The 26,390-nt window shown below is 60.1% G+C and carries 26 protein-coding genes and 1 pseudogene; 12 read left to right on the forward strand and 15 right to left on the reverse strand.

Annotation, left to right across the window (positions count from 1 at the left end; all coding sequences use genetic code 11):
* Positions 1–50 precede the first annotated feature (50 nt).
* The 5 genes from C3938_RS07180 to ftsY form a co-directional block, all read right to left on the reverse strand.
* Complete coding sequence (locus C3938_RS07180) at positions 51–428, reverse strand: DUF423 domain-containing protein (RefSeq protein WP_105102490.1); 378 nt, start codon at positions 426–428, stop codon at positions 51–53.
* Between the two features lie 276 nt (positions 429–704).
* Positions 705–1,559, reverse strand: a complete 855-nt coding sequence (rpoH, locus tag C3938_RS07185) for an RNA polymerase sigma factor RpoH (protein ID WP_105102491.1) — start codon at positions 1,557–1,559, stop codon at positions 705–707.
* Positions 1,560–1,907: 348 nt separating this feature from the next.
* Positions 1,908–2,918: a permease-like cell division protein FtsX gene (ftsX, locus tag C3938_RS07190; protein ID WP_233998705.1), complete on the reverse strand. Its 1,011-nt coding sequence runs from the start codon at positions 2,916–2,918 to the stop codon at positions 1,908–1,910.
* Entirely contained in the window at positions 2,902–3,585 is a 684-nt protein-coding gene (gene ftsE / locus C3938_RS07195) for a cell division ATP-binding protein FtsE (protein WP_105102492.1), read from the reverse strand. The genes ftsX and ftsE overlap by 17 nt, the downstream gene beginning before the upstream one ends.
* A 218-nt stretch (positions 3,586–3,803) precedes the next feature.
* Positions 3,804–5,042 (reverse strand): signal recognition particle-docking protein FtsY, encoded by a 1,239-nt coding sequence (gene ftsY / locus C3938_RS07200; protein ID WP_105103274.1) that lies wholly within the window; start codon positions 5,040–5,042, stop codon positions 3,804–3,806.
* Between the two features lie 147 nt (positions 5,043–5,189).
* Between ftsY and rsmD the strand changes: the two genes are divergently transcribed.
* The 4 genes from rsmD (at position 5,190) to sugE (ending at position 8,573) form a co-directional block, all read left to right on the forward strand.
* The gene (gene rsmD, locus C3938_RS07205) at positions 5,190–5,780 is read left to right on the forward strand and encodes a 16S rRNA (guanine(966)-N(2))-methyltransferase RsmD (protein WP_105102493.1); all 591 of its coding nucleotides are present in this window, start codon (positions 5,190–5,192) and stop codon (positions 5,778–5,780) included.
* 97 nt (positions 5,781–5,877) lie between these two features.
* A complete protein-coding gene (gene coaD, locus C3938_RS07210) occupies positions 5,878–6,366 on the forward strand; it encodes a pantetheine-phosphate adenylyltransferase (protein ID WP_105103275.1) in 489 nt (162 codons plus the stop codon).
* A 101-nt stretch (positions 6,367–6,467) separates the two neighbouring features.
* On the forward strand, positions 6,468–8,231 hold the full coding sequence (gene ggt, locus C3938_RS07215; protein WP_233998707.1) for a gamma-glutamyltransferase: 1,764 nt from the start codon (positions 6,468–6,470) through the stop codon (positions 8,229–8,231).
* 15 nt (positions 8,232–8,246) lie between these two features.
* Entirely contained in the window at positions 8,247–8,573 is a 327-nt protein-coding gene (gene sugE / locus C3938_RS07220) for a quaternary ammonium compound efflux SMR transporter SugE (protein ID WP_105102494.1), read from the forward strand.
* A gap of 147 nt (positions 8,574–8,720) precedes the next feature.
* Here sugE and mutM read toward each other — a convergent pair whose 3' ends face one another.
* The 4 genes from mutM to radC all read right to left on the reverse strand — a co-directional run bounded on the left by mutM (position 8,721) and on the right by radC (position 11,177).
* Entirely contained in the window at positions 8,721–9,536 is an 816-nt protein-coding gene (gene mutM, locus C3938_RS07225; protein WP_105102495.1) for a bifunctional DNA-formamidopyrimidine glycosylase/DNA-(apurinic or apyrimidinic site) lyase, read from the reverse strand.
* Positions 9,537–9,675: 139 nt separating this feature from the next.
* Positions 9,676–9,831, reverse strand: a complete 156-nt coding sequence (gene rpmG, locus C3938_RS07230) for a 50S ribosomal protein L33 (RefSeq protein ID WP_105102496.1) — start codon at positions 9,829–9,831, stop codon at positions 9,676–9,678.
* A gap of 33 nt (positions 9,832–9,864) precedes the next feature.
* Positions 9,865–10,101, reverse strand: a complete 237-nt coding sequence (gene rpmB / locus C3938_RS07235) for a 50S ribosomal protein L28 (protein WP_105102497.1) — start codon at positions 10,099–10,101, stop codon at positions 9,865–9,867.
* 401 nt (positions 10,102–10,502) lie between these two features.
* Positions 10,503–11,177: a RadC family protein gene (gene radC, locus C3938_RS07240; RefSeq protein WP_105102498.1), complete on the reverse strand. Its 675-nt coding sequence runs from the start codon at positions 11,175–11,177 to the stop codon at positions 10,503–10,505.
* Between the two features lie 129 nt (positions 11,178–11,306).
* Here radC and coaBC point away from each other — a divergent pair, with 129 nt between their 5' ends.
* The 4 genes from coaBC to slmA all read left to right on the forward strand — a co-directional run bounded on the left by coaBC (position 11,307) and on the right by slmA (position 16,757).
* Entirely contained in the window at positions 11,307–12,521 is a 1,215-nt protein-coding gene (gene coaBC / locus C3938_RS07245) for a bifunctional phosphopantothenoylcysteine decarboxylase/phosphopantothenate--cysteine ligase CoaBC (protein ID WP_105102499.1), read from the forward strand.
* Between the two features lie 95 nt (positions 12,522–12,616).
* Positions 12,617–14,956 (forward strand): phosphomannomutase/phosphoglucomutase, encoded by a 2,340-nt coding sequence (locus tag C3938_RS18190; RefSeq protein ID WP_105102500.1) that lies wholly within the window; start codon positions 12,617–12,619, stop codon positions 14,954–14,956.
* A gap of 57 nt (positions 14,957–15,013) precedes the next feature.
* Positions 15,014–15,928, forward strand: a complete 915-nt coding sequence (gene argB / locus C3938_RS07255) for an acetylglutamate kinase (protein WP_105102501.1) — start codon at positions 15,014–15,016, stop codon at positions 15,926–15,928.
* Positions 15,929–16,142: 214 nt separating this feature from the next.
* Positions 16,143–16,757, forward strand: a complete 615-nt coding sequence (slmA, locus tag C3938_RS07260) for a nucleoid occlusion factor SlmA (protein WP_105102502.1) — start codon at positions 16,143–16,145, stop codon at positions 16,755–16,757.
* A 15-nt stretch (positions 16,758–16,772) separates the two neighbouring features.
* On the opposite strand, the gene C3938_RS07265 is transcribed toward slmA, so the two are convergent.
* The gene (locus C3938_RS07265) at positions 16,773–17,369 is read right to left on the reverse strand and encodes a hypothetical protein (RefSeq protein WP_105102503.1); all 597 of its coding nucleotides are present in this window, start codon (positions 17,367–17,369) and stop codon (positions 16,773–16,775) included.
* A gap of 92 nt (positions 17,370–17,461) precedes the next feature.
* Positions 17,462–18,118, reverse strand: coding sequence for an orotate phosphoribosyltransferase (gene pyrE, locus C3938_RS07270; protein WP_105102504.1), 657 nt, complete (start codon positions 18,116–18,118; stop codon positions 17,462–17,464).
* Positions 18,119–18,240: 122 nt separating this feature from the next.
* Here pyrE and C3938_RS07275 point away from each other — a divergent pair, with 122 nt between their 5' ends.
* Positions 18,241–19,008 carry an exodeoxyribonuclease III gene (locus tag C3938_RS07275; RefSeq protein ID WP_105102505.1) on the forward strand — a complete coding sequence of 256 codons (768 nt, stop codon included), beginning with the start codon at positions 18,241–18,243 and terminating at the stop codon, positions 19,006–19,008.
* A gap of 70 nt (positions 19,009–19,078) precedes the next feature.
* On the opposite strand, the gene C3938_RS07280 is transcribed toward C3938_RS07275, so the two are convergent.
* Together C3938_RS07280 and rph are read right to left on the reverse strand one after the other, a co-directional pair.
* Complete coding sequence (locus C3938_RS07280) at positions 19,079–20,791, reverse strand: hypothetical protein (protein WP_199775505.1); 1,713 nt, start codon at positions 20,789–20,791, stop codon at positions 19,079–19,081.
* Positions 20,792–20,908: 117 nt separating this feature from the next.
* Positions 20,909–21,628, reverse strand: coding sequence for a ribonuclease PH (rph, locus tag C3938_RS07285; RefSeq protein WP_105102506.1), 720 nt, complete (start codon positions 21,626–21,628; stop codon positions 20,909–20,911).
* Between the two features lie 207 nt (positions 21,629–21,835).
* Between rph and C3938_RS07290 the strand changes: the two genes are divergently transcribed.
* Positions 21,836–22,705, forward strand: coding sequence for a YicC/YloC family endoribonuclease (locus tag C3938_RS07290; RefSeq protein WP_105102507.1), 870 nt, complete (start codon positions 21,836–21,838; stop codon positions 22,703–22,705).
* A 40-nt stretch (positions 22,706–22,745) separates the two neighbouring features.
* Here the strand turns inward: C3938_RS07290 and C3938_RS07295 are convergent, their stop codons facing one another.
* Both C3938_RS07295 and C3938_RS07300 read right to left on the reverse strand, forming a co-directional pair.
* Entirely contained in the window at positions 22,746–23,195 is a 450-nt protein-coding gene (locus C3938_RS07295; RefSeq protein WP_105102508.1) for a hypothetical protein, read from the reverse strand.
* Positions 23,189–24,052, reverse strand: coding sequence for a hypothetical protein (locus tag C3938_RS07300; protein WP_105102509.1), 864 nt, complete (start codon positions 24,050–24,052; stop codon positions 23,189–23,191). The genes C3938_RS07295 and C3938_RS07300 overlap by 7 nt, the downstream gene beginning before the upstream one ends.
* A 267-nt stretch (positions 24,053–24,319) precedes the next feature.
* Here C3938_RS07300 and C3938_RS18390 point away from each other — a divergent pair.
* Together C3938_RS18390 and C3938_RS07310 are read left to right on the forward strand one after the other, a co-directional pair.
* Positions 24,320–24,454: pseudogene (locus tag C3938_RS18390) on the forward strand (hypothetical protein); the annotation flags it as partial.
* A gap of 660 nt (positions 24,455–25,114) precedes the next feature.
* Positions 25,115–26,350, forward strand: a complete 1,236-nt coding sequence (locus tag C3938_RS07310) for a glycosyltransferase (protein WP_105102510.1) — start codon at positions 25,115–25,117, stop codon at positions 26,348–26,350.
* Positions 26,351–26,390: the final 40 nt, after the last annotated feature.

Below are 26,390 nucleotides of genomic sequence, written 5' to 3' on the forward strand. Positions count from 1 at the left end.
CTTGGCCTTCAATTCTGGGTTATGAGTTTCTTTCCAGCTTTCAGTGAAGGTTATTTCGAATAGCCAAGTGCTGCGAAAAATAACGCTATCCACCCGCCGATCATCAGGGCGCCCCCCAGAGGGGTGATCGGGCCCAGCCATCGCGGGCCACCGAAAGTGAGGCCGTAGAGGCTTCCTGAGAAAAACAATATGCCGACGGCAAACAATGCGCCGCTTACGATCAATGAGGTTTTTGCGCCGAGCTGCTGGATCAACAGCGCAATGCCAATCAGGGCCAGCGCGTGGATCATCTGGTAGTGCACCCCGGTTTTATAGGCTTCCAGCAGGTTTTCCGCGACCTTGTTGCGAAGACCATGTGCGCCAAAGGCACCGAGGACTACACCCGTGCCGCCAAAAAGTGCAGCCAGCAATAAATACAATTTAGCCATTCAAATTTTCCTTTCTCAGATGGCTTACGAAGTACAGAAATTGGAAGAGAAGGGGCGGTGCCGGGTATGGGTTTTCGGAAGCGTCGGCAACAGGGATGTTGCCGACGCAGCGTACAGGGACGTATTCCCAGGGGGGCGCCTAGCCCGGTTCCGAAAACCCATACCCGGTACCGAACCGCCACAAACCCGCTTCAGAGCACCAACACCATACCCTCAGATAAGAAAAAACCGCGCGTAGAGCGCGGTTCTTACCATCCGGCTGAATCAGGAGGGCTATCAGGCCTCCATCGCCACCCGGACTTTCTTCATGGCGTTCTTTTCCAGCTGGCGGATACGCTCGGCGGAAACGCCGTATTTATCAGCCAGCTCGTGCAGGGTGGCTTTGTTGTCGCTCAGCCAGCGCGCCTCGATGATATCGCGGCTGCGGTCGTCCAACTGCTCCATTGCCATCGCCAGGTTATTCACACTGGTTTCTTCCCAGTTGTCCTGCTCCAGCATCGCCGCCGGATCATAGCGGCGGTCCTCCAGGTAATGGGCCGGTGCCTGCCAGGCGGAATCGTCATCATCGTCCACACCGGCATCGAACGCCGCATCGTGGGCCGCGAGACGGCCTTCCATATCGTGCACGTGCGCCACGTCCACATTCAATTCTTCCGCCACCCGCTTGGCTTCCTCATTGGTCAGCCAGGCCAGCGACTTCTTGTGACCGCGCAGATTGAAGAACAGCTTGCGCTGCGCCTTGGTGGTCGCGATCTTGACGATGCGCCAGTTGCGCAGGATGAACTCGTGAATCTCCGCCTTGATCCAGTGCACCGCGAAGGACACCAGACGTACCCCCTTCTCGGGGTTGAAACGCTTCACCGCCTTCATCAGGCCCACATTGCCCTCCTGAATCAGGTCGCCCTGGTTCAGACCGTATCCGGAGTAGGACTTGGCGATGTGCACAACGAAGCGCAGGTGAGACATGACCAGCTGGCGGGCAGCTTCCAGGTCATTGTTGTAGTAGAGATCTTCCGCGAGCTTCTTTTCTTCCTCGGCGGACAGTACTTCAAAGCCGCTGACTGTCTGGATATAGGCGTTCAGATTACCGCCCGGAGACAGGGTATGGATCGGCTGCAGACTGGTTCCCATTCAGGATTCTCCTCGTAACTCTTGTTACTGCTCGTGGCAGTTGCCCCGCTTGGCACTTGCTGCCCGGACTGTTTCTTACCGGGACCAGTAGTTTGCGGCGGCTTGCCCCCCCCGGCCCTTGGCTGCATCAGCCTCAAAGCGGCACCGGACGTGCAAAGTTGGCCACAGTTTAGCACCCACAGGCGGAAATGGAACCCCGTTTGGGAGCCGCCTGCAAACCGCGCCAAGCCTTGATTTCCGTTGGGTTAGAGCAGTTATCCACAGGGGAAGTTCCGGGCTTTACGAAACTTGACTGACCACCGGGTCGACGCAGTTATTCGTCTTTACAGGGATACGCACGGAGACGGTCTATCGGGGCTGAATGGCCGAGATATGCCGCGCCACCGCCAGCCACGCCCCGGTCAGCCCGAGCAGCGCCGCGCCACCGGCCAGTCCCAGCAGATAGGTGACTCCCGGTCCATCAAGCTGGAAACTGCTGCCGTACGAGCCCGCCAGCCCACTCACCGGCCCCGCCAGCAACCAGACCCCGACACTCACCAACAGCCAGGCAATCAGCCCTCCGACCAGGCCATAAACCAGCCCCGTATACAGGAAAGGCCGGCGCACAAACGCATCCGTACCGCCCACCAGCTTCACCACCAGAATCTCCTCCCGGCGGCTCTCGATATGCAGACGGATACTGTTCACCACCACCAGCAGCACCCCCAGCGCCAGCAAAAAAGCCAGCCCCAGGCTCATGCGCCTGCCAAGCTCGGTGAGCTGCGCCAGCCGCTGTACCCAGGCCATATCCAGTACCACCGAGTCTGTCAGCGCACTCTCCCGCAGGCGCGCCGCCAACGCCTCCAGCGCCACACTTTCGGCACCGGATGGACGCACCAGCAACACCGCCGGCAGCGGATTGCTCTCCATACCGGCGAGCGCATCCCCCAATCCCGACGCCTGCTGGAACTCTGCCAGCGCCTGCTCCGGTGAAATGTAGGTCACCTCCGCCACCAGCGGGTCTGCGCGCAGCCTGTCGGTCCAACCGGACACCGCCTCGTCCTTCGCGCCCTTATGCAGGAATACCGAAATCTGCGGCTGCCCGTCCCAGCCCGCCACCGCGCGCTGAAAATTGGTGAGCCCCAGCTGCAGGGCCGCCGGCAGCGCGAGCGCGATCGCAATCACCAGCGCGGTCATACCGCTGGACATGGGCGACGCGAAAAAACGCACCCAGGATTCATGCCACATCTCTTTGTGATGCCCCAACCAGCTGCGCAGGCGATCACCGCCACTGGTGCGCGCGGTCACCGCGCCGGCAGCGCGCGGGCGCTCCGCCTGGGCCTGAGAGGCTCGTGAGGGAGAATTAATACGCTGGTTCACGGCTCGGGTATCCGTCGTAAATCAGTTGCCCCTGCTGCAGGGTGAGGACGCGCTGTCTCATGCGCGCGATCAGTTCGAGATCGTGGCTCGCGATCAGCACCGTAGTGCCCACCGCATTGAAATCGCGAAACAGCCCCATGATCTCCTCCGACAGCTTCGGATCCAGGTTACCGGTGGGTTCGTCCGCCACCAGCACCGCAGGCTTGTTCACCACCGCGCGGGCAATACCCACCCGCTGCTGCTCGCCCCCGGAGAGCACGATAGGGTTCTGGTTTTCCTTGTGCAGCAAACCCACCTTGTCCAGCGCCGCACGCACCCGGCGCCCGACCTCGCGCTTGCTGCAACCGGAAACCGACAGCGGCAGGGCAACGTTGTCGAACACACTGCGGTCGAACAGCAGCTGGTGATTCTGGAACACGATGCCGAGATTCCGGCGGTAGTAGGGGATCTGGCTGTTGCGCAGCCGGTTGAGATTCTGTCCACCGACAATGACATTGCCGCGGGTGGGCCGCTCGATGGCGGTGAGGAGCTTGAGCAAAGTGCTCTTGCCGGCACCGGAGTGACCGGTTAGAAACACCATTTCCGCGCGCTCGATTTCCAGGCTCACGCGCCCAAGCGCGTCCTGCCCGGACTCATAGCGTTTGTTGACGTTATCGAATTGGATCATGAGCGCGTTTTTGTTGTTCTTTGATTCTTCGAACTCTGATCGAAGTGATCAGCTCGACGCGAAGGCGCTGATGCCGGGTACGGCCTTGTGAGACCTTCCGCGAGAGGGACCTCGCGGAAGAGCCCCCAGGGATGGGTTCACGGCGTGTCTCACAAGGCCGTACCCGGTAGCAGCGCCGCCACCCAACATGTTCTGTGCAATTTTTTTGTTCGCTGCAATCAGCCCTGAGCCCGGTTAAACAGCGCGGCGACAAAGTCCTTCGCCACAAACGGCTGCAGGTCTTCCGACTGCTCGCCGACGCCGATAAAGCGTACCGGAATCCCCAGCTTCTGTGCCAGCGCGAAAATCACCCCACCCTTGGCGGTGCCGTCCAGCTTGGTCAGTACCAGACCGGTAACCCCGGCGGCATTCTTGAAGGTCTCCGCCTGGGAAATGGCATTCTGTCCAGTGCCCGCATCCAGCACCAGCAGTACCTCGTGGGGCGCGGACGCATCCAGTTTGCCCATCACCCGACGCACCTTTGAAAGCTCTTCCATCAGGTTGGACTTGTTGTGCAGGCGGCCGGCAGTATCGGCGATCACCACATCCACGCCGCGGGATTTGGCGGACTGTATCGCATCAAAGATGACGGACGCACTATCGGCGCCAGTGTGCTGCGCCACCACCGGTACATTGTGACGCTGCCCCCACACCTGCAGCTGCTCCACCGCCGCTGCGCGGAAAGTATCACCGGCGGCCAGCATCACGGACTTGCCCTCGTTCAGGTAGCGGTGCGCAAGCTTGCCGATGGTGGTGGTCTTGCCAACACCATTGACGCCCACCACCAGAATCACGAACGGCTGTTTGGCCTCGTCGATAACGAGCGGCGCCTCGACCCGGTCCAGAAGGCTCGCCAGCTCTTCCTGCAGCGCGGCATACAGCGCTTCGCCGTTGGACAGCTCACGGCGAGAGACGCGCTCGGTGAGGCGGTCGATGATCTCGGTGGTGGCATCCACGCCCACATCCGCCATCAGCAGCTGGGTCTCCAGCTCCTCCATCAGGTCTTCATCGATTTCCTTGGCGCCGAGAAACAGGTTGCCCATGCCCTCGGCAAACTGACTGCTGGTGCGCGCGAGACCACGACGGATGCGAGCAAAGAAACCTTCTTTTTTCGGCTTTTCCTGAGTGACCGGCTGCTGCGGCACAGGCTCTTCTGCCACAACAAGCGGCGCGGGCTCTGGTGTAGCCGGGTCGAAGGTCGCCTCCGGCGCCTCTTCCACGGAGAGTTTTTCTTCCACCGCCTCCACGGCAACAGCGGGTTCCTGAACCGCCTCAGACTCGACGGGCGCCGCCTTCAGATTGTCCGGGATCTCAAATACGGGCTCGCCCACCAGAGGACTGGCGGCACCCACCTGGGTGGATTCGTTATCGCCGGATTCGCCCTCGGGCTTCTTCTTGCGCAGAAAATCAAAAATCATCGCGTGTGGATTCTTCGACAGGAAATCAGTGACTGGCGGGTGCCGACTGGCAGCCGGCCGCGGAAAGGCGGTAATCTTAGCACCGCTGACCATTTAACACACAGTCATACCCCCGCCCAATTTTTCTGCAGTAAAGATCCGAGTCCGATGCCCAAAAAAACCCCACATACGAAGTCCCGATCCGGCACCAGCGCCATATCCCAGCTGCGCATCATCGGCGGGCGCTGGCGCGGGCGCAAAGTGGCCTTCGCGCCGATCGAGGGACTGCGCCCCACGGGCGACCGGTTGCGGGAGACACTGTTCAACTGGCTGCAGTTCCACCTGCCCGGTGCCCGCTGCCTGGACCTGTTCGCCGGGTCCGGCGCACTCGGACTGGAGGCCCTGAGCCGCGGCGCGGCAGCGGTGGATTTTGTCGAGCTCGATCGCGGCGCGGCACAGATGTTGCGCCAGCAACTGGACCTGCTCAACGCGGAGGGCGCACAGGTGCACAACTGCCCGGCGGAGGTCGTGCTGACCCAGCCCGGCGATACCTGGGATCTGGTGTTCATCGATCCCCCGTTTGCCGGCGACCTGTGGGCCAGCACCATACAGTGCCTCGTCGACAGCGGCCGCATCGGACCCGGCACACTGGTGTATGTGGAGTCCCCGCGGGACACCCTCATCCCGACGCCGCCGGGCTGGCAGCTGGAAAAGGAAAAGCAGGCCGGACAGGTATGCATGCGCCTGTTTTCCGTCTGATTCCCCACGCACTGCCCGTGCATTCCGGGACTTTTTGAGGGAAAGGGCTAAATTGTTTAAGATGCGCGTCCCCCTGGCCGGCAAGACGATTTGGCTTATGAAAAAAGTGGTTTACCCGGGTACCTTCGATCCCATCACCAACGGTCATATGGACCTGGTGGAGCGGGCCTGCCGCCTGTTCGATCACGTGGTGGTCGCCGTTGCCGCCAGCACCCGCAAAAACCCCCTGTTCACCCTCGACGAGCGCGTGGAACTGGCGCAGCAGGAGCTGGCACACCTAAAGAACATCGAGGTGATCGGCTTTGACATTCTGCTTGCGGACCTGGTGCGTCAGCTGGACGCCAATGGCGTGGTGCGCGGTCTGCGCGCGGTATCCGACTTCGAATACGAATTCCAGCTCGCCAACATGAACCGCCAACTGGCGCCGCAGATGGAAAGCCTGTTCCTTACCCCGGCCGAACACCTCTCTTACATTTCCTCCTCCCTGGTGCGCGAGATTGCCTCTCTCGGTGGCGACGTCACCAAATTTGTTCCGCCCGGTGTACAGAAAGCCCTGCAGGAAAAGTACAACCGCCAGGCACCGTGATCACGGGTTAACACCCGGACCTGGGTGCCATTAGAGTCAGGTCTGATACACTCGGGCGATCCCGCGCAAGCGTCAGCGGATCAACAACTCCGGATCGCCCAGTGAACAGAAATCTGCCCCTCTCGCTCTCCGCATTCCTCTTTTCCGCCACCACCACTCTTTTCTCGGCAGCGGTCCTCGCATCGCCCCAGCGCGCGCAGGAAGTACAGCCGGAAATTGCCACCGGGCGCAGCGAGATCAAGTCCGCGGTCGCCAGCCAATATATGGCGGTCACCGCCAACCCCCACGCCTCTGTCGCCGCGGAACAGATGCTGGCGAAAGGCGGCACTGCCGTGGACGCGGCAATCGCCGCGCAACTGGTGCTCGGGCTGGTGGAGCCGCAGTCCTCCGGTATCGGAGGTGGCGCGTTCATGCTGAGCTACCGCGCCGACCAGAAAAAGCTCTTCTCCTACGACGGTCGTGAAACGGCGCCCATGGCCGTGGATGAAGACTATTTCATCCGCGACGGCCAGCCCCGCGGTTTTCTCGACGCCGTGATCGGCGGGTATTCCGTGGGTGTGCCGGGTGTCATGCGCATGCTCGCGCTCGCGCACCAGCGCGATGGCAGGCTGCCGTGGAAAGACCTGCTCCAACCGGCGATTCAACTCGCCGAGCAAGGCTTTGAAGTTTCCCCCCGGCTGCATCAACTGCTGGTGCAGATGCCGCGGGTGGCGGTGCGCCCGGCGATTCGCGCATACCTGTTTGATAAGGATGGCAAGCCGCTGCCAGTTGGCTATCTGCTGAAAAATCCGGAATACGCGGCGACGCTGCGGCAACTGGCGGAAAAGGGTGTACAGCCGTTTTATGACGGAGACATTGCCGAGGCCATCGTGGACGCGGTGCGCAACGACCCGGAAAATCCGGGCCTGATGACCCGCGAGGATATGGCCAGCTACCGCGCCAAGGTGCGCGAACCAGTGTGCAGTGCCTTCCTCACCTATGAAGTTTGCGGTGCGGCGGCGCCGTCTTCCGGTGGCACCACGGTCGGCGCACTGCTGGGTATGTTGCAGTATTTCCCGCTGGACAAGTTTGATGTGGGCAGCGCCGCGCTCACCCACCTGTTTGTGGAAGCTTCTGAACTTGCCTTCGCCGACCGCAATACCTACTCCGCCGACCCGGATTTCGTGGACGTGCCAAGCGGAGCGATGGTCGCCGCAGACTATCTCGCCGCGCGCGCGAAGCAGATCAACCCCTCAAAGGCGCAACCGGCAACTGCCGGTGACCCGGCTGGTTTTGCTCACAAACGCCAGGTAGCGCAGTCGCCGGAGCTGCCGAATACCAGCCACCTGTCCATCGTCGACCAGTACGGTAACGGCGTGAGCATGACCACCAGCATCGAAACCGGCTTCGGCTCGCGATTACTGGTGAAGGGATTCCTGCTCAACAACCAGCTCACGGATTTTTCCTTCGTGCCCACCAATACCGAAAAGCAAAAAGTGGCGAACCGTATCGAACCCGGCAAGCGTCCACGCTCCTCCATGTCTCCCACCATCGTATTCAACGCCGATGGCAGCCTGCGTCTGCTGGTGGGATCACCCGGGGGTTCGCGCATCATCGACTACACGGCGCGCACCATCCTGTATCACCTGGCCAAGGGGATGCCCATCGCGGAAGCTATCCACGCCGGCAATATCACCGCGATCGGCTTCCAGGTGGAAGTGGAGCCCGAAGCGCTTTCCGATGCCGAATTGAGCAAACTGGAAACCCTCGGCCACAAGGTTGTGCGCAAGGAGTTGAACAGCGGCATCCACGCGATCGCACTGATGGACGGCAAACTGCACGGCGGCGCGGACACCCGCCGCGAAGGCAGCGCTGCCGGGCGTTAAACAAGGTAAATGGTTATGATCAACCCCTGGTTTCTTTTACTCATTGCCGGCCTACTGGAAGTGGGCTGGGCCATCGGCCTCAAGTACACCGAAGGGTTCAGTAAACCCCTGCCGAGCCTGCTCACGATCATCACCATGATCGCGAGTTTTTACTGTCTTGCGCAGGCATTGAAGACCATACCGGTCGGTACCGGCTACGCGGTATGGACGGGCATCGGCGCGGTGGGCACGGCCATTCTCGGCATCGTGCTGTTTGCCGAATCCACCGCGTTGCCCCGCATACTCTGTATCGGGCTGATCGTGGCCGGCATCGCGGGCCTCAAACTGACCTCACCCGTCTGATTTCGGAGATACCCAACCGCCTCTTGTCACCGCGGCAGCTAAACCAGGCGGAAACGAGTGCGGCCAGGAAAGGCAATATCATAATCATTGGCGAGAGCCGGATGGGACAACGGCTCAAACTCAGGGTTGTGACGAACAGGTTCCCAATCAGCGTTGGCAGCGGGGGCAGAAGAAAGTGTTGCGCTGGCCGATGATCTGTTCGCGGATGGTGCCGGGGCAGCGGGGGCAGGGCAGGCCGGCGCGGCCGTAGGCATTCAGTTGCTGCGCGAAGTAGCCGGGTTTGCCGTCGCCGCCGACGAAATCCTTGAGGGTAGTGCCGCCCTGTTCGATGGCGGCGGCCAGTACCGTCTTGATCGCTTCGACCAGACGCTCGTAGCGGGTGCGGGTAATTTTGCCTGCGGGCGTCTGCGGGCGGATACCGGCCATGAACAGAGCCTCGCTCGCATAAATATTGCCGACGCCGACGACGATGCGGCCGTCCATGATGAAGCTCTTTACCGGGGCCTTGCGGCCGCGGGACCGGCTGAACAGGTAATCTCCGTGGAAGTCGTCGCTCAGCGGCTCGGGGCCGAGGTGGGCGATAAGCTCGTGGCCGGCGATGGCCTCAGTGGTCCACAACAGGGCACCAAAGCGGCGGGGATCGTGGAAGCGCAGGCGCTGGCCACTGTCGAGCAGCCAGTCGATGTGGTCGTGCTTCTGTGGCAGCAGATTGCCATCGACGATGCGCAGGCTGCCGGACATACCCAGGTGCCAGATGGCCATACCCCTGTCGGTCTGCACCAGCAGGTATTTGGCGCGACGCTCGAGATGCTCGATGCGGGCGCCTTTGATTTTCTCGGCGAAATCCACATCCACCGGCCAGCGCAGGCTGTGCTGGCGGATTTCGCACAGCTTCACCCTGCGACCCTCCAGATGGGGAGCCAGGCCACGTTTGGTGGTTTCTACTTCTGGTAACTCGGGCATTGACTGGGTACCGGGGGTTGCCACTAGTTGGTTCTGTGGCGGCTCCGCTATCGAAGCCTTCGCATTGGAGTGTGGCGCTTCGAACAGGCACAAAAAAGCCCGGAAAACCGGGCTTTTTCGCGAACAGGACGGCAATCAATTACTTGATTTTGCCTTCCTTGTATACAACGTGCTTGCGAACAACGGGATCGTACTTTTTGATCTCCATTTTCTCAGGCATGTTGCGCTTGTTCTTGTCGGTGGTGTAGAAGTGGCCGGTGCCGGCGCTGGAATTCAGACGAATCTTGTCACGCATTGCTCTATCTCCAATCTGCTGTCAGGACAGCAATTAAACTTTTTCGCCGCGCGCGCGCAGCTCGGCCAGGACGCTATCGATACCTTTCTTATCGATAATGCGCATGCCTTTAGTGGATACACGCAGTTTAACGAAGCGCTTCTCTGCTTCCACCCAGAAACGGTGGGACTGCAGGTTCGGCACGAAGCGACGCTTGGTGCGGTTTTTGGCGTGAGAAACGTTGTTTCCGGTTACCGGGCGCTTACCGGTTACCTGACATACCTTGGACATCTGATTGGCCTCTTTAAAACTCTCGTGCCCTCTGCACTGGGGCGGGGCAGGGACTAAATTCGTTATCCAGCGGTCCGCGGGATCTGTACAGAATCTGGCCCGGCCGCAAAGAGCGGCGTTTTATACCAGAACACCCTATGGGGGGCAAGTTTTGATCAATCTTTTTGCTGTCTGAATGGCCACTGGGCGCCGAGATCCAATAACGAGCTAGCCTCAGAAGCTTCGAAGCGCGTGACGTGACGCGAAGGTCGAGTGCCGGGGGCGGGTTTTCGAAACCGTCGGCGACAGGAAGTCGCCGCCGGAGCGCCCAGGGATGGGTTCACAGTGATTTCGAAAACCCGCCCCCGGCACTTGGCCGCCACAATGCGACCTACGAAGTTCAGCGCAAGGGACTCCGGGGGTTAAATGAGACCTCGCTCAGCAAAAGAGCATCCTCCCCCCTCACCGACAATCAGATGGTCCAGCACCCGGATATCCACCAACGCCAGCGCATCCTTCAACCGCTGCGTAATATGAATGTCAGCCTGACTGGGCTCACTCACCCCCGAAGGATGGTTGTGCGCCAGAATGACCGCCGCAGCCCCCTTGGCCAGCGCCGCTTGCACCACCTCCCGGGGGTACACGCTCGCCGCATTCAGGGTGCCCTCAAACAGCTCTTCATACGCAATCACCCGGTGCTGACTGTCCAGAAACAGACAGCAGAATACCTCCCGGGTGCGATGCCGCAGCTGCGCGGATAAATAGTCACGCACCGCCTGCGGACTCGTCAGCGCATCCGAACGCTTGAGGCTTTCCGCCAGATGACGGCGGCCCATCTCCAGCACCGCCTGCAACTGCACAAACTTCGCATCCCCAAGCCCCTTGCCGGCACAGAACGCCTTGCGATCCGCCTCCAATAAAGGCCGCAGCCCGCCAAAGTCCGAGAGCAGCTGCCGCGCCAGATCCACCGCCGACACCCCCGGCAACCCCGTGCGCAGGAAAATCGCCAGCAATTCCGCATCCGACAGCGCCTCCGCGCCGCGCGCCAGCAGCTTCTCCCGCGGACGCTCCTCCGCCGGCCAGTCCGTAATCGCCATCCCTCCCCTCCCTGGAAACAGTAATCGCTCACTTCCATTGCGAGCCCGGGTGCACACCCAATGGGCCATATGGCCTCGGGCGCTAAAATGGTAATCTTACGCGTTCTCAGAGTTCCGGAACCACCGAATATGCCCTCTCTGACCGACAAACGGATACTGCTTGGCGTCACCGGCGGCATCGCCGCCTACAAAAGCGCCGATCTGGTACGCAGGCTCCAGGATCGCGGCGCCACCGTGCGCGTGGTCATGACCGCCGGTGCCCTGGAGTTCGTGCGCCCGCTTACCTTCCAGGCGCTCTCCGGCAACCCGGTGCACACCGACCTGCTGGATCCGGCCGCCGAAGCCGCCATGGGACATATCGAGCTGGCCAAGTGGGCGGACGTGATCCTGATTGCTCCGGCGAGCGCCAGTGTGATGGCAAAACTCGCCACCGGCATGGCCGACGACCTGCTCACCACCCTGTGCCTCGCCAGCGAGGCCCCCCTGGTGCTCGCCCCCGCCATGAACCAGGCCATGTGGCGCCATCCCGCCACCCAGAACAATGTGCAGACGTTACAACGCCGCGGCGTTACCCTGCTGGGACCGGACGCCGGCAGCCAGGCCTGTGGCGACGTGGGCCCCGGGCGCATGCTGGAGCCGCTGGCAATCGTCGACGGGCTGATCGCCCACCTTGCGCCGGAACAGGTGCTCGCCGGGAAAAAAGTGACCATCACCGCCGGCCCCACCCGCGAGGCCCTGGATCCGGTGCGCTATCTCAGCAATCACAGCTCGGGGAAAATGGGTTTCGCCATCGCTGCCGCCGCCGCCCGTGCGGGTGCCGAGGTCACGCTGATCGCCGGCCCGGTGCGCCTGGAAACACCTGCCGGGGTGCACCGGGTGGACGTGGTCAGCACCGACGAGATGCTCGCCGCCGCGGAGCACGCGGCGGATGACTGCGACCTGTTTATCGCCGCCGCCGCGGTGGTGGATTTCCGCCCCGAAGTGGTGTCTTCGCAGAAAATCAAAAAGAGCGAGGGCGACGACCACGACGTACTGCAGCTGGTGAAAAACCCGGACATCGTCGCCACCATCGCCGCGCGCACCGACAAACGTCCGTTCGTGGTGGGGTTTGCCGCGGAGACGGAAAAAGTGGTCGAGCACGCCGAGGGCAAGCTCGCGCGCAAGCGTCTCGACATGATCGTCGCCAATGATGTGAGCGACCCGGCGGGAGGCTTCAACAGCGACCGCAATGAAGTGATCCTGATCGACCGCAGCGGTCGCCAGCCGCTGCCGGCGGCGCTGAAAACCGAACTCGCCGGTGAACTGATTGCGCGGATTGCGGCCAGGGCGTTCCCGGCACATTAAATACAAGCGGTAAAACACAACAACATTCACGCTTCAGGGGTTCCTGAACCGGTCAGGGTACTGATCCGGAAAGGTTGGGGAGACGTAAAACCGTCGTGGCTTCACACAATCAAACTGCAAAGAAACCGCTGTGGCACAGCGGCCTCACGCTGCCCGCGCTACTCGCCGCGGCAGTATGGCTGGGCGGCAGCCACCTGCTGGTGACCAAAGTGGTCGAGAGGCACAATGCCGACAGTGTAAATACCGCTGCACAGCGAGTCGCTGATGCACACGCACTGCAACTGCAGCAGTTTTTCGCCCAGCGCCAGCAACAACTGCGCGGGCTGAAATCTCCGCAGAAATCGACGACCAGCGTCACCGGCCTCAACCAGACCTCCCTGCAGTTTTTCACCCCGGAGCAGTTGCACGTGGGTGCAGGGCAACCACCGCTCAATTTCGCCCTGGTGGACCTGCTGAAGCGCAGCCGCGAAGAGGGTAATCCAAAACCGGAATTCCTGCGCGATGACCAGAACCAGTGGCAACTCTACAGCGCGCGCGCAGAGGCCGATGGCACACTGCTGATGAGCCAGCCCTTCGGCGTGTTCGAGCGGGCACTCAGCCAGCTCGACCAGAGCAGTGGCAGCATCCAGATCAATCAGCAGTTCCCTGACGGCCCGGCGCGGCCGCTGTGGAACTCGCCATCCCAGACCGGGGATACACCGCGTGGCGGCGCTGGTGCCTCGGTTCCCGGCACCTACCTGAAAATCACTTTTACTCCATCAACTGCATTCGCCGCCGATCACAGCATTCCTCCCGGTCTGGTTTACGGCATCGCTTTGTTGGGGCTGCTGGGCAGTCTGTTGGTATTGTGGAAACTGATGCCCGCAGAAGGCGGCGCGGCGCCGTGGGAGAAATCTGCGCGCAGCGGTCGCACACCGGTGAAAAAGGGACTGCGCAAGGAAGAGCTGCAGAAACCGCCCGCCATCGTGGAGCAGGTCAGTACCGCAGTCGCCGCCGCACCGGCACCGGCGGCTGCGCAGGCAGAGGAACCCGACCGCGGTGAGCTGATGCGCACCCCGAGCACAGAAATTCCCGCCCACGTGTTCCGTGCCTACGATATCCGCGGTATCGCCGGCGAGGAAATCAATGAGCCCTTCGCCTATCAGTTGGGTCGCGCGCTCGGCAGCATCGCCAAACAGTCCGGTGAGGACGTATTGCTGGTAGGCCGCGATGGCCGCAACAGCAGCGAGCTGCTGCGCGACTGCCTGATCGAGGGAATTCTGGAAAGCGGCTGCGACACCGTGGACCTCGGCCTGGTACCGTCACCACTGCTCTATTTCGCCTGTGCCCGCAGCAAGAATGCCAGCAGCGGAGTAATGGTGACCGCAAGCCACAACCCGGCGGAATACAACGGCTTCAAAATCGTGATGAACGGTCGCCCGCTGGCGGAAGAAAAACTGCGGGAACTGCACGCCATGATGCAGACCATCCAGTTTGCCAACAGCCGCGGCAACCACAACTTCCAGGATGTGAACGGCCTGTACATCGACGAGATTTTCAACGACGTGGCGCTGGCGGGGCAACCGCGCATCGTCATCGACGCCGGCAATGGCGCCACTTCAGAACTGGCGCCGCAGCTGTTCGAACAGCTGGGCTGTGAGGTGGAAACCCTCTACTGCGAGGTGGACGGTAATTTCCCCAACCACGCACCGGATCCGTCGCGCCCGGAAAATCTGCAGGACCTGATTGGGGTGGTGAAAACGGAGCGCGCCGATCTCGGTATCGCCCTGGATGGCGACGGGGATCGCGTCACGCTGGTCACCGGCAGCGGGCGCATCGTGTGGGCGGACCAGCTTGTCATGCTGCTGGCGCGGGATATTCTCGCGCGCAACCCGGGGTCGGATATCGTATTCGACGTGAAGAGTTCGCGTGCACTCGCCAACCTGGTCACCCAGTACGGCGGCCGCCCGGTTATGTGGAAAACCGGCCACGCACCGATGAAGACCAAAATGCTGGAAACCGGCGCGCTGCTCGGCGGCGAGCTCTCCGGGCACATTTTTATCAAGGACCGCTGGTACGGGTTTGATGACGGCATCTACGCCGCCGCACGCATCCTCGAGATCATGGCCCTGCGCGAGCAGAGCCTGGATGAACTGCTCGATTCCCTGCCGCAGATGGTCAACACCCCGGAAATCCTGCTGCCGGTGCCGGAAAGTGCTAAATTCGCGCTTATCGAGCGCCTGCGTAAAGAAGCGAAATTTGCCGACGCGGACCTCAACACCATCGACGGTCTGCGCATAGAATTCGCCGATGGCTGGGGCCTGGTGCGCGCCTCCAACACCACGGCGGCACTGACCCTGCGCTTCGAGGCCGACAACGAGGCGGCACTGGCACGCATCCGCGCTCAGGTGGCCGCACAGCTCCAAAAACTCGATCCCGCCCTGGCACTACCCTAGGTACATCCGAAGGTGTTACCGGGCTGATCCTCCCGCTCATGCAGTAAGGAAAACGCTATGTCTCTGGATCAGAAATCCGCCCTGCGCGTCGCGCAGGTGCTCAACGAGGCGCTGCCCTACATCCAGCGCTTTATCGGTAAGACCGTGGTGGTCAAGTTCGGTGGCAATGCCATGGTGGACGAGGAGCTGCAAAACAGCTTCGCCCGCGACGTGATCCTGATGAAACTGGTGGGTATGAACCCGGTGGTGGTCCACGGCGGCGGCCCTCAGATCGGTGACCTGCTGAACAAACTCAGCATTGAGTCCCGTTTCGTCGACGGTATGCGTGTCACCGACAGCCAGACCATGGACGTAGTGGAAATGGTGCTCGGCGGCACCGTGAACAAGCAGATTGTCAACCTGATCAACAAGAACGGCGGTCGCGCCGTGGGCGTCACCGGCAAGGACGGCCTGCTGATCCGTGCCAGGAAGCTGCGTCGCCAGGAAGAATCCGCCGGTCTGCACGCCTCCGAAATCATCGACATCGGCCACGTGGGTGAGGTGGAAAGTGTCAACACCGACGTGATCGAGATGCTGATCAACAGCGATTTCATCCCGGTGATTGCCCCTATCGGCGTGGGCAAGCAGGGCGAGTCCTACAACATCAATGCCGACCTGGTGGCGGGCAAGATCGCCGAGTATTTGAAGGCGGAAAAACTGATGCTGCTCACCAACGTGGCGGGCCTGCAGAACAAGGATGGCAAGGTACTCACCGGCCTCTCCACCCTGGAAGTGGATGGCCTGATTGCCGATGGCACCATCTACGGCGGTATGCTGCCGAAGATTGCCTGCGCGCTGGATGCGGTCAAGGGTGGCGTCACCTCCGCCCACATCATCGACGGTCGTGTACCCCACGCGGTACTGCTGGAGATCTTCACCGACAGTGGCGTCGGCACCCTGATCACCAATAACAAGGCACAGGAAAACGCGTGACCCCAGTCACAAACCCACTGTTAACGGTCACTAACAATTGATGCCGCGGCGCCGAATCGTTAGGATTCTGGCGCCGGTTAACAGGTTTGCAGCCACTTTCCGCGGGTTTCTGACGCGCCCCATCCCGGAGTGGCTGCTGCGCCAAGCAATGAAAACAAATCCGGCACAACAACAAAATCAGGTCCCGGCTGAATTCTCCGGGTAAAGGCAGTTAATGAGCAGCGAAAAAATCAATCGGCGCCAGCAGATACTGCAGGCCCTGGCCCACATGCTGGAAGCCAGCCCCGGTGCCCGTATCACCACCGCGGCACTCGCCAAGGAAGTGGGGTTCTCCGAAGCGGCGCTCTACCGCCACTTCCCCAGCAAGTCCAAGATGTTTGAAGGTCTGATCGAGTTCATCGAAGAGACCATCTTCAGCCGTATCAAAATCATCCTGCAGGACGAGCCCACCGCGCTTGTCCGCTGTCAGAAAATCCTGCATCTGGTGCTGGCCTTCTGCGAACGCAACCCCGGCATCACCCGCCTGCTCACCGGCGACGCCCTCACCGGCGAGACCGAGCGCCTGCACAGCCGCATCCTGCAACTGTTCGACCGCCTGGAAACCCAGCTCAAGCAGATCCTGCGCGAAGCGGAGCTGCGCGAGCAGCTGCGCCCCGCCATCCCGCTGACTGCTGCCGCCAACCTGCTGTTGGCCAGTGCGGAAGGTCGCATCGTCCAGTACGTGCGCAGCGGCTTCAAACGCCGCCCGACGGAATTCTGGGCAGAGCAGTGGCCGGTGCTGGTTGCTGGTTTCTTCCGGGAGAGTGCGCTGGCTGCGCAGAACGGATAGAGATAGAAAGCCGGCTTATTTGCCGGCTATTTCCTGATAGCGGCTGGCCGCTTCATCGAATTCACTGTTGATCGCCAGCGCTTCTTTTTCCCGCAGCGCCAGGCGCTCGCTGACCACGCCGATTTCCTGGCGCAGGTTCGCGATCCGCTCCAGTAGCTCCGGTGCCACCGCACCGCCGTTGCGCTGGGTGCGCGCCGCGGTGGATTCTTCACTCTCGATCTGGCGGTTCAGGGAGGCGATATTGGAGCGCAGGATCGCCATATCCTGCTGTACGATGGCGAGCTTGCGCTTGCGCGCGGATTCGATGTCGGCAACGCTGTTGTAGCGCTTGAGCAGCTGTAGGTCCGCCGCCTCGCGGGCCTCGCGACGCTCCTTTTCCGCCAGCTGTTTGCCGGTAAGCTCCGGCTCCACCACCTCCAGCACGCGCCCGGTCGGGGTCAACACCTCGTAACCACCGGCCACGTAACGGGGAGGCACCTGGTCATCCAGTACCTGCACACCGTGTTCGTTGGTATAGCGATACAGCTTCTTGCCGTCCCACCCCTGTTCGGAAGCTCCAACATCCAGTGTCAGAAGGGCGCCGGCCAGTGCCAGCGCAATTGCGGTTTTCACGCTTGCCTCATCATGATTACTTGCGCATCGTTTACTTTTCGACCAACCAAAGTCTGCCCATGCGCCTCTATACCTATGACGAGCTCCGGAGCTTAACCCTCAGAACTGACACCGTAACGCTGGCGGTAGTCGATAATCCGCTGCAGCAATTCCGCGCTGGCAGCCTGCGACTTAAGATAGGAAATAATATCGTCCAGTTCCACAATGCCGATCACAGGAATACTGTGTTCCTTCTCCACCTGCTGGATCGCGGAGAGTTCGGAGTCTTCCCCGGCCTTTTCCTGACGATTCAGGCCGATCACCACACCGGCGGGCTCGGCGCCCTGGGCATGAATGATTTGCATCACCTCACGCACCGCGGTGCCGGCAGTAATCACATCATCGATAATCAAAACCTTGCCTTTAAGCGGCGCACCCACTAAGGTTCCGCCCTCGCCGTGGTCCTTGGCCTCTTTCCGGTTGTAACAGAAGGGCTTATCAACCCCTTTCTGCGCCAGTGCCACCGCGGTCACCGCACCCAGCGGGATGCCCTTGTAGGCCGGCCCGAAAATGACATCAAACTCCACTCCCGAGGCAATGATCGCCTCCGCGTAGGCATTGCCCAGTGCGGCGAGCGCCGCACCGCTGTGGAAACGGCCGGCATTGAAGAAGTAGGGACTCTGACGCCCGGATTTCAGCGTAAAATCTCCGAAACAGAGCACATCGTGCTCCAGGGCCAGTTCAATAAAGTCGCGCTGGTACTGCTGCATGGCAATTTGATAACTATTGGCTAAGGTGAAGGATAACCCCCGGAAATTGGGGGCGACGATCATAGAATGTTCAGACGAATAACGACTGCAATTTTACACAGTCCGCTGGTAAGGGGCTAATAATGCGAATAGTGAGTTTGTCCGTAGATGGAGTGCACCAGGCGGCACAGCGCGGACTCTACGACTGGTTGGCGGATCAGGATGCGGACATCATCTGTCTGCAGGATCTGCGCTCACTGGAACCGGAACTGGATCACCCCATCTTCCATCCAGACGGCTACTACAGCTATTTCTTCGATTCCGGCACCCCTCACGAAAACGGTGTCGCCATTTATACCCGCGCCCAGCCAAAAGCGCTGATTTACGGCATGGGCTTTGCCAACGGTGTAGACATGTACGGCCGCTACCTGCAGGCGGATTTCGAGCGCCTGAGTATCGGCTCACTGCTGGCCCCGGTAGCGACCGACGAAGCTTCGCTGGAGGTAAAAGTGCAGTTCTTCGACGACATGCAGGCACACCTGGCCAAGATCAGCCGCAAGCGTCGCGATTTCATCTTCTGTGGCAACTGGGGCATGGCGCACCGCCGCGCCGATGTGGAGAACTGGCAGGACCATCAGGATACCCCAGGTTTCATGCGCCACGAGCAGCGCTGGCTGGACCAGTTGTTCAACGAGATCGGCTATGTGGACGCCTTCCGCCGTATCGTGAAGGATCCCGATGAATTCACCTGGTGGCCGAGTGGCAAAGTGGGCGAGGGCGACGGCTGGCGTACCGATATGCAGATCGTGTCCCAGACCCTGAAAAACAAGATCGAATACGGTGCCATCAACAAGAATGTCGATTTCTCCAGCCACCTGCCGGTGATCATGGATTACGACCTGGAAGTGTAAGCTTCAGCGCTGCCTTTACGGGATACACAGGGTGCGCCGGGAAACCGACGCGCCCTTTTTATTGCCGTACTTATTGCATACGTGAGGCCGTGAGTTTGATGTCCGCATCGCGCCACGCACGCTGGAAGCGGCCGTCAATCAACCCCGCCTCATCGGTTTTGTCCTGAGCGCGCAGCGCTTCGGCAAGCCCGAACAGGCCCCAGCCGTTGTCCGGATAGCGCGACAGGTTCTGCCAGTACACCGTTTCCGCCTCCGCCGGGCGCCCCGCCGCCAGTAACACAGCCCCCAGGGCGAGACGCGGCGGGTAATGCCATTCGTTCGGCTCGGTATATACAAGTCCTTCCTCCAGGCGCACCGCCCGCTCCAGATGACCTACCGCGGTAGCGTAGTCCTTTCTCGCCGCGGCCAATTCCCCGGCGAGTACTTCGGGCGCGATGGCCAGAATCTGTTTGGCGCTGTTGGGTGAAAACATCGGGTACTCAAGTGCAGGGCTTGCGGCAATGCCCTGCACCTCCCTGAGTTCCGCTTCGGCCCGATCCAGTTGCCCCTTGCCGATGAATGCGAGGCCGCGCACATAGTGCCAGGCGCCGGTGAGGAATGGATCCTGTGTCGGCTTCGGCAACGCCAACACCTGATCCCATCGGCCAAACCGCGCAAGTGACCAGTAGGGAATCACGCGAAAACCCGCCAGCATCGGCATCTGCGCGAGCGCTTCATCGCTGACCTGCGCCGCGGTCTTTTCCGCAGCTTCTATCGCCGCTGCGCTGCGCCCCTGGGCGGTGGTGGCAAACCACAGGAAATGGAGGTTGTGCGGGTAATAGGCCATGGGGTACAACCCCTGGGCGCGGCACTGACTGATGTAGTTCTCGTCCGCGGCGATGGCGCGCTCATTGGCTCTGGCAGAGTCCGCATAGCGTCCGACGCGCTGATAGATATGCGCCGGCATATGCACGATATGTCCGGCCCCGGGCATCAGGTCGCGCAGGGTATCCGCGGCTTTTTCCGCGCGCTCCGGGGTATCGGTGGGTTCAACAAGATGGATATACAGATGCAGGGCACCGGGGTGCTCCGGGTTGCGCACCATGACCTTTTCCAGCAGTGCAACGATTTCCCCGGTGCCTTCATACGGTGTCCCATCGCGCATCCAGTAGTTCCACGGCCGCAAGTCCATCATCGACTCGGCATACAGGGTGGCAATATCCAGGTCGTCGGGAAATTTTCGCGCAACCTCGGCCATGGCCGCTGAATACGCCGCGTCCGCCTTGCTGCGGTCGTCGGGATCGCCGGTATAGCGCGCTGCCAGCGCATCGATCAATGCGCGCTCCCGCGCATTCACGCGGTTACCCAGGGATTGCGCCTTCAGCACCAGCTCGCGCGCCTGCGGCTCCGCTTCCGGGTCCATCGGCGCATTGATGTTCGGCCCGAGCACCAGCGCCTGCCCCCAATAGGCCATGGCGCAGTCCGGGTCGAGGCGCTCTGCTTCCCGGAACGAACGACCCGCTTCCGCATGATTGAAACCGTAGGCGAGATTGACGCCCTGATTGATGTACTGCTGGCCTTTTTCCGAGGCGCAGCTCACCGGAAAGGTATGCTTGCCGAGGTTCTGCAGACGGGGCGCTACACGACCGCTGGGCGAAGGTTTACCGCCGCCCTCCGGCTCGCGGTAATGCCGGTGGTGAGGGGTGGATTTCTGAGGGGCTTTGTGTACGGCTTCCTGTGCGGCGACGAGTCCGGTGCCGCTCACCAGCACCGCAAAGACAGACGCCAGACAAACTCTTTTCATCGGCTCTCCCGCTACTTTGGTTGTAGGTGGACCTGGAGAGAAGCCTATGACAAATCAGGCAGCGCCCGACCACCCGGGGTGGCAAAGCCTGCCTGTTTTGAGCAGAGGGCGCGCCGGCTATTCCGCCAGCGCCTTTTTCTGCAGCTCAATCAGCTCGCGAATACCCGCTTTGCCCAGCGCCAACATTTCCGCGAACTGCTGTTCGGTAAAAGGTGCGCCTTCCGCGGTGCCCTGCACCTCGATCATGCCGCCGTCTTCGGCCATCACCAGATTCATGTCCGTATCGGCGTTGCTGTCTTCCGGATAATCCAGGTCGAGCACCGGTACGCCGTCATAGATGCCCACGGAAATCGCCGCCACCATATTTTTCAGCGGATCGGTGGAGATCATTTTCTCCCTCTGCATGTAACGGATCGCATCCACCAGCGCCACACAGGCACCGGTGATGGATGCGGTGCGGGTGCCACCATCCGCCTGGATTACATCGCAGTCGAGGGTGATCTGGTGTTCACCCAGCAGCTTCAGATCCACCGCCGCGCGCAGTGAACGGCCAATAAGACGCTGGATTTCCACCGTGCGTCCTCCCTGCTTGCCACGCGCTGCCTCACGCCCCATACGGGAGCCGGTCGAGCGGGGCAACATGCCGTACTCCGCGGTAATCCAACCGCTGCCCTGGCCGCGCAGGAACCGCGGGATATCCGCCTCAACCGACGCATTGCAGAGCACCTTGGTATCGCCGAACTCCACTAATACCGAACCCTCCGCGTGGCGGGTGTAGTGGCGGGTGATGCGCACATCGCGCAGTTGCTCTGGTTTGCGGCCGCTCGGTCGCTGCATATAACACCTCATCTTCTGAGTAAGAGAATATCGGCGCCTCCAAAACAGCGTAGTGAGCGGATGCCGTCAGGCGCACGCGCAGCGGATTTGAGAGATGCCAAAGGGATCCTTCACGGCCGGCCATTATAGCCAGCAAATCCGGCAATCACCCTGTGCTATGCTGTGCCGCTCTTTTTCCATCACCCAGCTTTTCCGGAGCACGGCAACATGGCCAACAATACAGTGCGCAGTATGACTGCCTTCGGGCGCGCGGAAGTGAACTACTCCACCGGCACCGCCGTGTGGGAGATGCGCTCGGTCAACCATCGCTACCTGGAACCGCACTTCCGCCTGCCGGAAGCTGCCCGCGCACTGGAACCGAAACTGCGCGAGCTGCTGCGCAAGACACTGAACCGCGGCAAGGTGGAAATGACGCTCAACCTGAAAGCCAACAGCGGTGAAGTAGCCGGCCTGCAGATTAATCAGGCGCTGGTGGACGAGCTGGTCAGGGCCGCGCAACAGGTGGCCCCGGAAAGCCAGCCGCTCAATCCCCTGGAGGTACTCAAGTGGCCGGGGGTCATTGCGGAGCCGGAAACCAACGCGGAGGAACAGGCCAGTGCCATCCTCGAGGGCTTCCAGCAGGCGCTGTCTCAGGTGGTGGAAAACCGCGAGCGCGAGGGTGCGGAACTGGCGGGCTTTATCGAAACACGCATCAAAGGCATCAGCGAACAGGTCACGCATGTACGCGCACTGCTGCCACAAATATTGCAGAACCAGCGGGAAAAACTGAAAACCCGTCTGCAGGAACTGCTGGAAGAAATCGACAAGGATCGCATCGAGCAGGAGATCGCGCTGCTCGCGCAGAAAGCCGATGTGGACGAAGAACTCGACCGCCTCGACGCCCACATCACCGAAACCCGCCGCGTGCTGAAAAACGGCGGGCCGATAGGCCGTCGTCTGGATTTCCTGATGCAGGAATTCAACCGCGAGGCGAACACCCTGTCTTCAAAGGCTGTGGTGACCGACACCACGCAGGCGGCGGTGGAATTGAAAGTGCTGATCGAGCAGATGCGGGAGCAGGTGCAGAACATCGAATAAACGCGGCAACGCTCGCCACCTCAAGCGTTAAACTCGGCCCTCAGTCACATGTACCCGGTGCGGCATACACAATATCTCGCACAAATAGCCACTGACTGGAGGCCGAGTCACATACACGATATCCCCGCTGCTCAAGTACATATGCGGATACATAATGCACAGCCGGTGGCAGTATCAGCACTAATCCCACACCAGAAAATATCGCTACGCTCACTAATTTTTTTAACTTTGCAGGAATGGGGCGTCGTATCAACGTGTTATAGACACCATCCAGCAACAGGAATGATAGAGCAACTCCTGCCCCCAAAAGGTAGAAAACACCCTTGTTAATCAGAATTGAAATCGCCCCAGCGGATATCTGGCCCACCAACTCAATCAAGCTTTTAGTCGGTAACAAAACACATGTCACCACTACGGCCGAAAAAATCAGTAAAATTATGGCTGCAGCCGGTCGAGAGACCGTCGCGGTGCTCACGACTCTATCTACCATTGCGGTAACCTCCTCGGTAGATAGTGTCTGGCGGTGTTTATAAGAATACGCCTTGCTTCATCCACAGCATAATCGATAACGCTATCGGCCAATTCGCCCACCCTTTCGAGAGCATCTTGTTGTAAACGTTTCAGCTTTGAATTATTCCGCCGCTCCAACTCATCCAGAGCTGCGATCACTTTCGTGGTTATTTCGTAGTGATCATCCAATTTCGATAGCCCGTAAGACACCAGCAACCCCACCCCAATTGCGGCAACCGTTGGACCTATTGCTACCGTAAAAACAGCAGCAGCACCGACCGCCGCAATAATTGAGGCGCCGGTAGCAATTCCAATTTTCACGACGTCTGTAGCCAAGGTACCAATCAGTTGGTTCAACGTCATTTGATCGGTAAGGATGAAATCCGCGATGCGAAATGCACTAACCAGAACGATGGTCAGTATGCCGCCACTTCTCGCGGCACTAACAGCACCACTACGACCGATACCCATCTGGACAACCTTGGCGTTTTGAAGCCCATAACGGGTACCCGTGAATATTCTGCGCAATGCGGGACTTCCCTTGAATATTACGTATGGGCGCCCTTTATAGTATTTGATATAAGCCTTGGTTCCTGAGAAGCCGAGATCTGCGAACAGCTTGGTTAGCGTCCCCAAGTCTTTGCCTGTCGCCGTGTAATTCGCACCAACTTCCACCCCGCTCTTCAAAGTTTCCCAGGTCGATCGTTGAGACACGTATCGAGGTGATTCAGCCATGATTTTGAATGCATGATCAAATTCCTCCAGTGATAACGCATAGAGCTCTTGGGAATTATGACGAATCGTGTTTTTTCTCAAGGCTCGATCGGCTTGATTCATTGTTCAGGTCATCCGTGACAGTTTTCTGAAGTCTGACCAGACGTGAGTTTGGCGAGTAGATCGAGGATATGAAATGCAAATAGCCCTTACAACCGCAGCTTGAAGTACGTATGTTCCAATTACCTGAGATTACGGCTATTTACGCTGCCCAATTCTCCGACAGCACCAAGGCCTGCTCGTCGTCACTCAGGCGCAATTGCTCACCGCACTTGGTGACGACCTTGAGCTCCTTGGGCATAGCGATCAGTTCTTCGATCACCCGGTGCAGGCAAGACGGAAGCGGCGGAGGCGATAATAGGAGGCCTTACGCGAGAGGTTGGACCAATAGTCCACATTGACCCTGACCCGCTTCGCAGTCAATTCGCAGACTATAACGGCAGCAACCGTTGGCTGTGTTTTTGACAGCACCCTTTCGGATTATGCGCGAGGGCGGAGATAGACGTAGAGCAGTCAGTCAACAAGGACCGCGGTGTTCTGATCCTGTATGTATATCGGGACCCGGTAAAAGCGTGGGAGTTCGTCTTGGAGCGAGAGGCCGCCGAGGGCCGGCGAGTGCTTAAAAAAGCTTCATAGAAAGTTTCTTTCTTCCAGAGAAACCGCAAACAGAATAGAACGCGACTTTAAAGACAAAGTATAAGTTTGATCCGCTAATACGCGATGGGGATCGTCGTCCGGAATTTAATATACTCAAAATTGACTCGCACCTACGCGAAAAGTACACTTCGCTCGACCTCAAGTTACTGCTACGAGAGATCTAAGCGGGATAGGGATTTGTGGTCAAAACGTCTAGCGACACAAAGTCATTAGCAGAAGTGTTAATTAACACGTCTGCTAAGGATATGAGAAGGCTTTATGAGTTGATCCTCCGGGAAGTTGGGATCATCAGGAAGCGATTCTCCAGCAAGCTGGCACCCTATCCGGTAATTACCCCGGTCGAACCGCACTCTCCCAATAGCTGAAATGGCCCGACGGGTCTTTTTCGTATCTGCGCCGTTACCACACCCATTACTGCTGACTTTCAATGCCACCGCCGGCGCACCAAGGTCGGAGCCTAACTGCACAATGTACCGTGACGCGCCCCCCAAATGCGCACTGCTTATCGCCAAGCAGTGGCCCGAGCCCGCATCCACAGCCGCAGGACGACGCACACTGGATATTCTGGACCTGCTGGCCGAAGCGGGTTACCGGATTGAGATCGCAAGTCCAGCCCAACCCACACCATTCCAGTCCAGCACCGGTTACGGTGAGCACCAGATTGCCGTCAACGATGAAAGCTTCGATCACTGGGTGCGCGCACAGAATCCCTCGCTGGTGATCTACGATCGCTTCGTAATGGAGGAGCAGTTCGGCTGGCGGGTGCGCGAGCAGTGCCCCCACGCCGTTACATTGCTGGACACCAGCGATTTTCACAGTCTGCGCGAGGCGCGACACTTGGCGTTGAAAAGTGGACAACCCCTGAATCTGTTCCACCCCATCGCCGAGCGCGAGGTCGCGGCCATGGCGCGCTGTGATCTCACCATAATGATTTCCCGGGTCGAGGTGGCGTTGCTGAAGCAACACTTCTGCCTGCCGGACTGGCAATTGCACTATCTGCCTTTTCTGGTGCGCGAACTACCCGATACACATACGCTACCCGACTTCGACACGCGCCGGCATCTGGTCATGATTGGGGGATTCAAGCACGCCCCCAACCGCGACGCGACCACCTGGTTTGCCAAGGAAATCTGGCCGCGATTGCATGAGTTGCTACCCGGTGTGGAATGCCACATTTACGGCGCCTACTCCGATCACGCCATGCACCGCCTCAGTGCCCCATCCACCGGGCTCCGGGTAATCGGGCGCGCCGAGGATGCGCTTACCACGCTTTCAAGGTACCGCCTGAATCTGGCGCCACTGCGCTTCGGTGCCGGGCAGAAGGGGAAAATTCTGGACGGCTGGCTCTCCGGTACGCCAACGGTTACAACGCCCGTCGGCGCGGAGTCCATGGCTGCGGAAAACGATTGGGGATATTCCCTGAGCGATGATCCAGATCAGTTTGCCGAAACCGTAGCGCATCTCTACCGGGACAAATCCGCATGGCATCAGGTGCGCAATGCCGGCACCCGCGCGCTCGCCGCCGGGTTTTCCTACCCACAACACGCCACCGCATTTATTGAGCGACTCGAAAGTATCGCCGCGGACCTGGACGCCCATCGCAACCGCAATATCTGGGGGCGGATACTGCGGCGCACCGAGCATCGAGCCGAAGAATTCATGAGCCGCTGGATTGAAGCGAAAAATAAATTGCTGGACCCGTAGCGTGCAGTGCTCGGACTTTTGATTTCCATAAAGCCGCGAA

It is taken from the genome of Microbulbifer pacificus (assembly GCF_002959965.1).
GTDB classification, from domain to species: domain Bacteria; phylum Pseudomonadota; class Gammaproteobacteria; order Pseudomonadales; family Cellvibrionaceae; genus Microbulbifer; species Microbulbifer pacificus_A.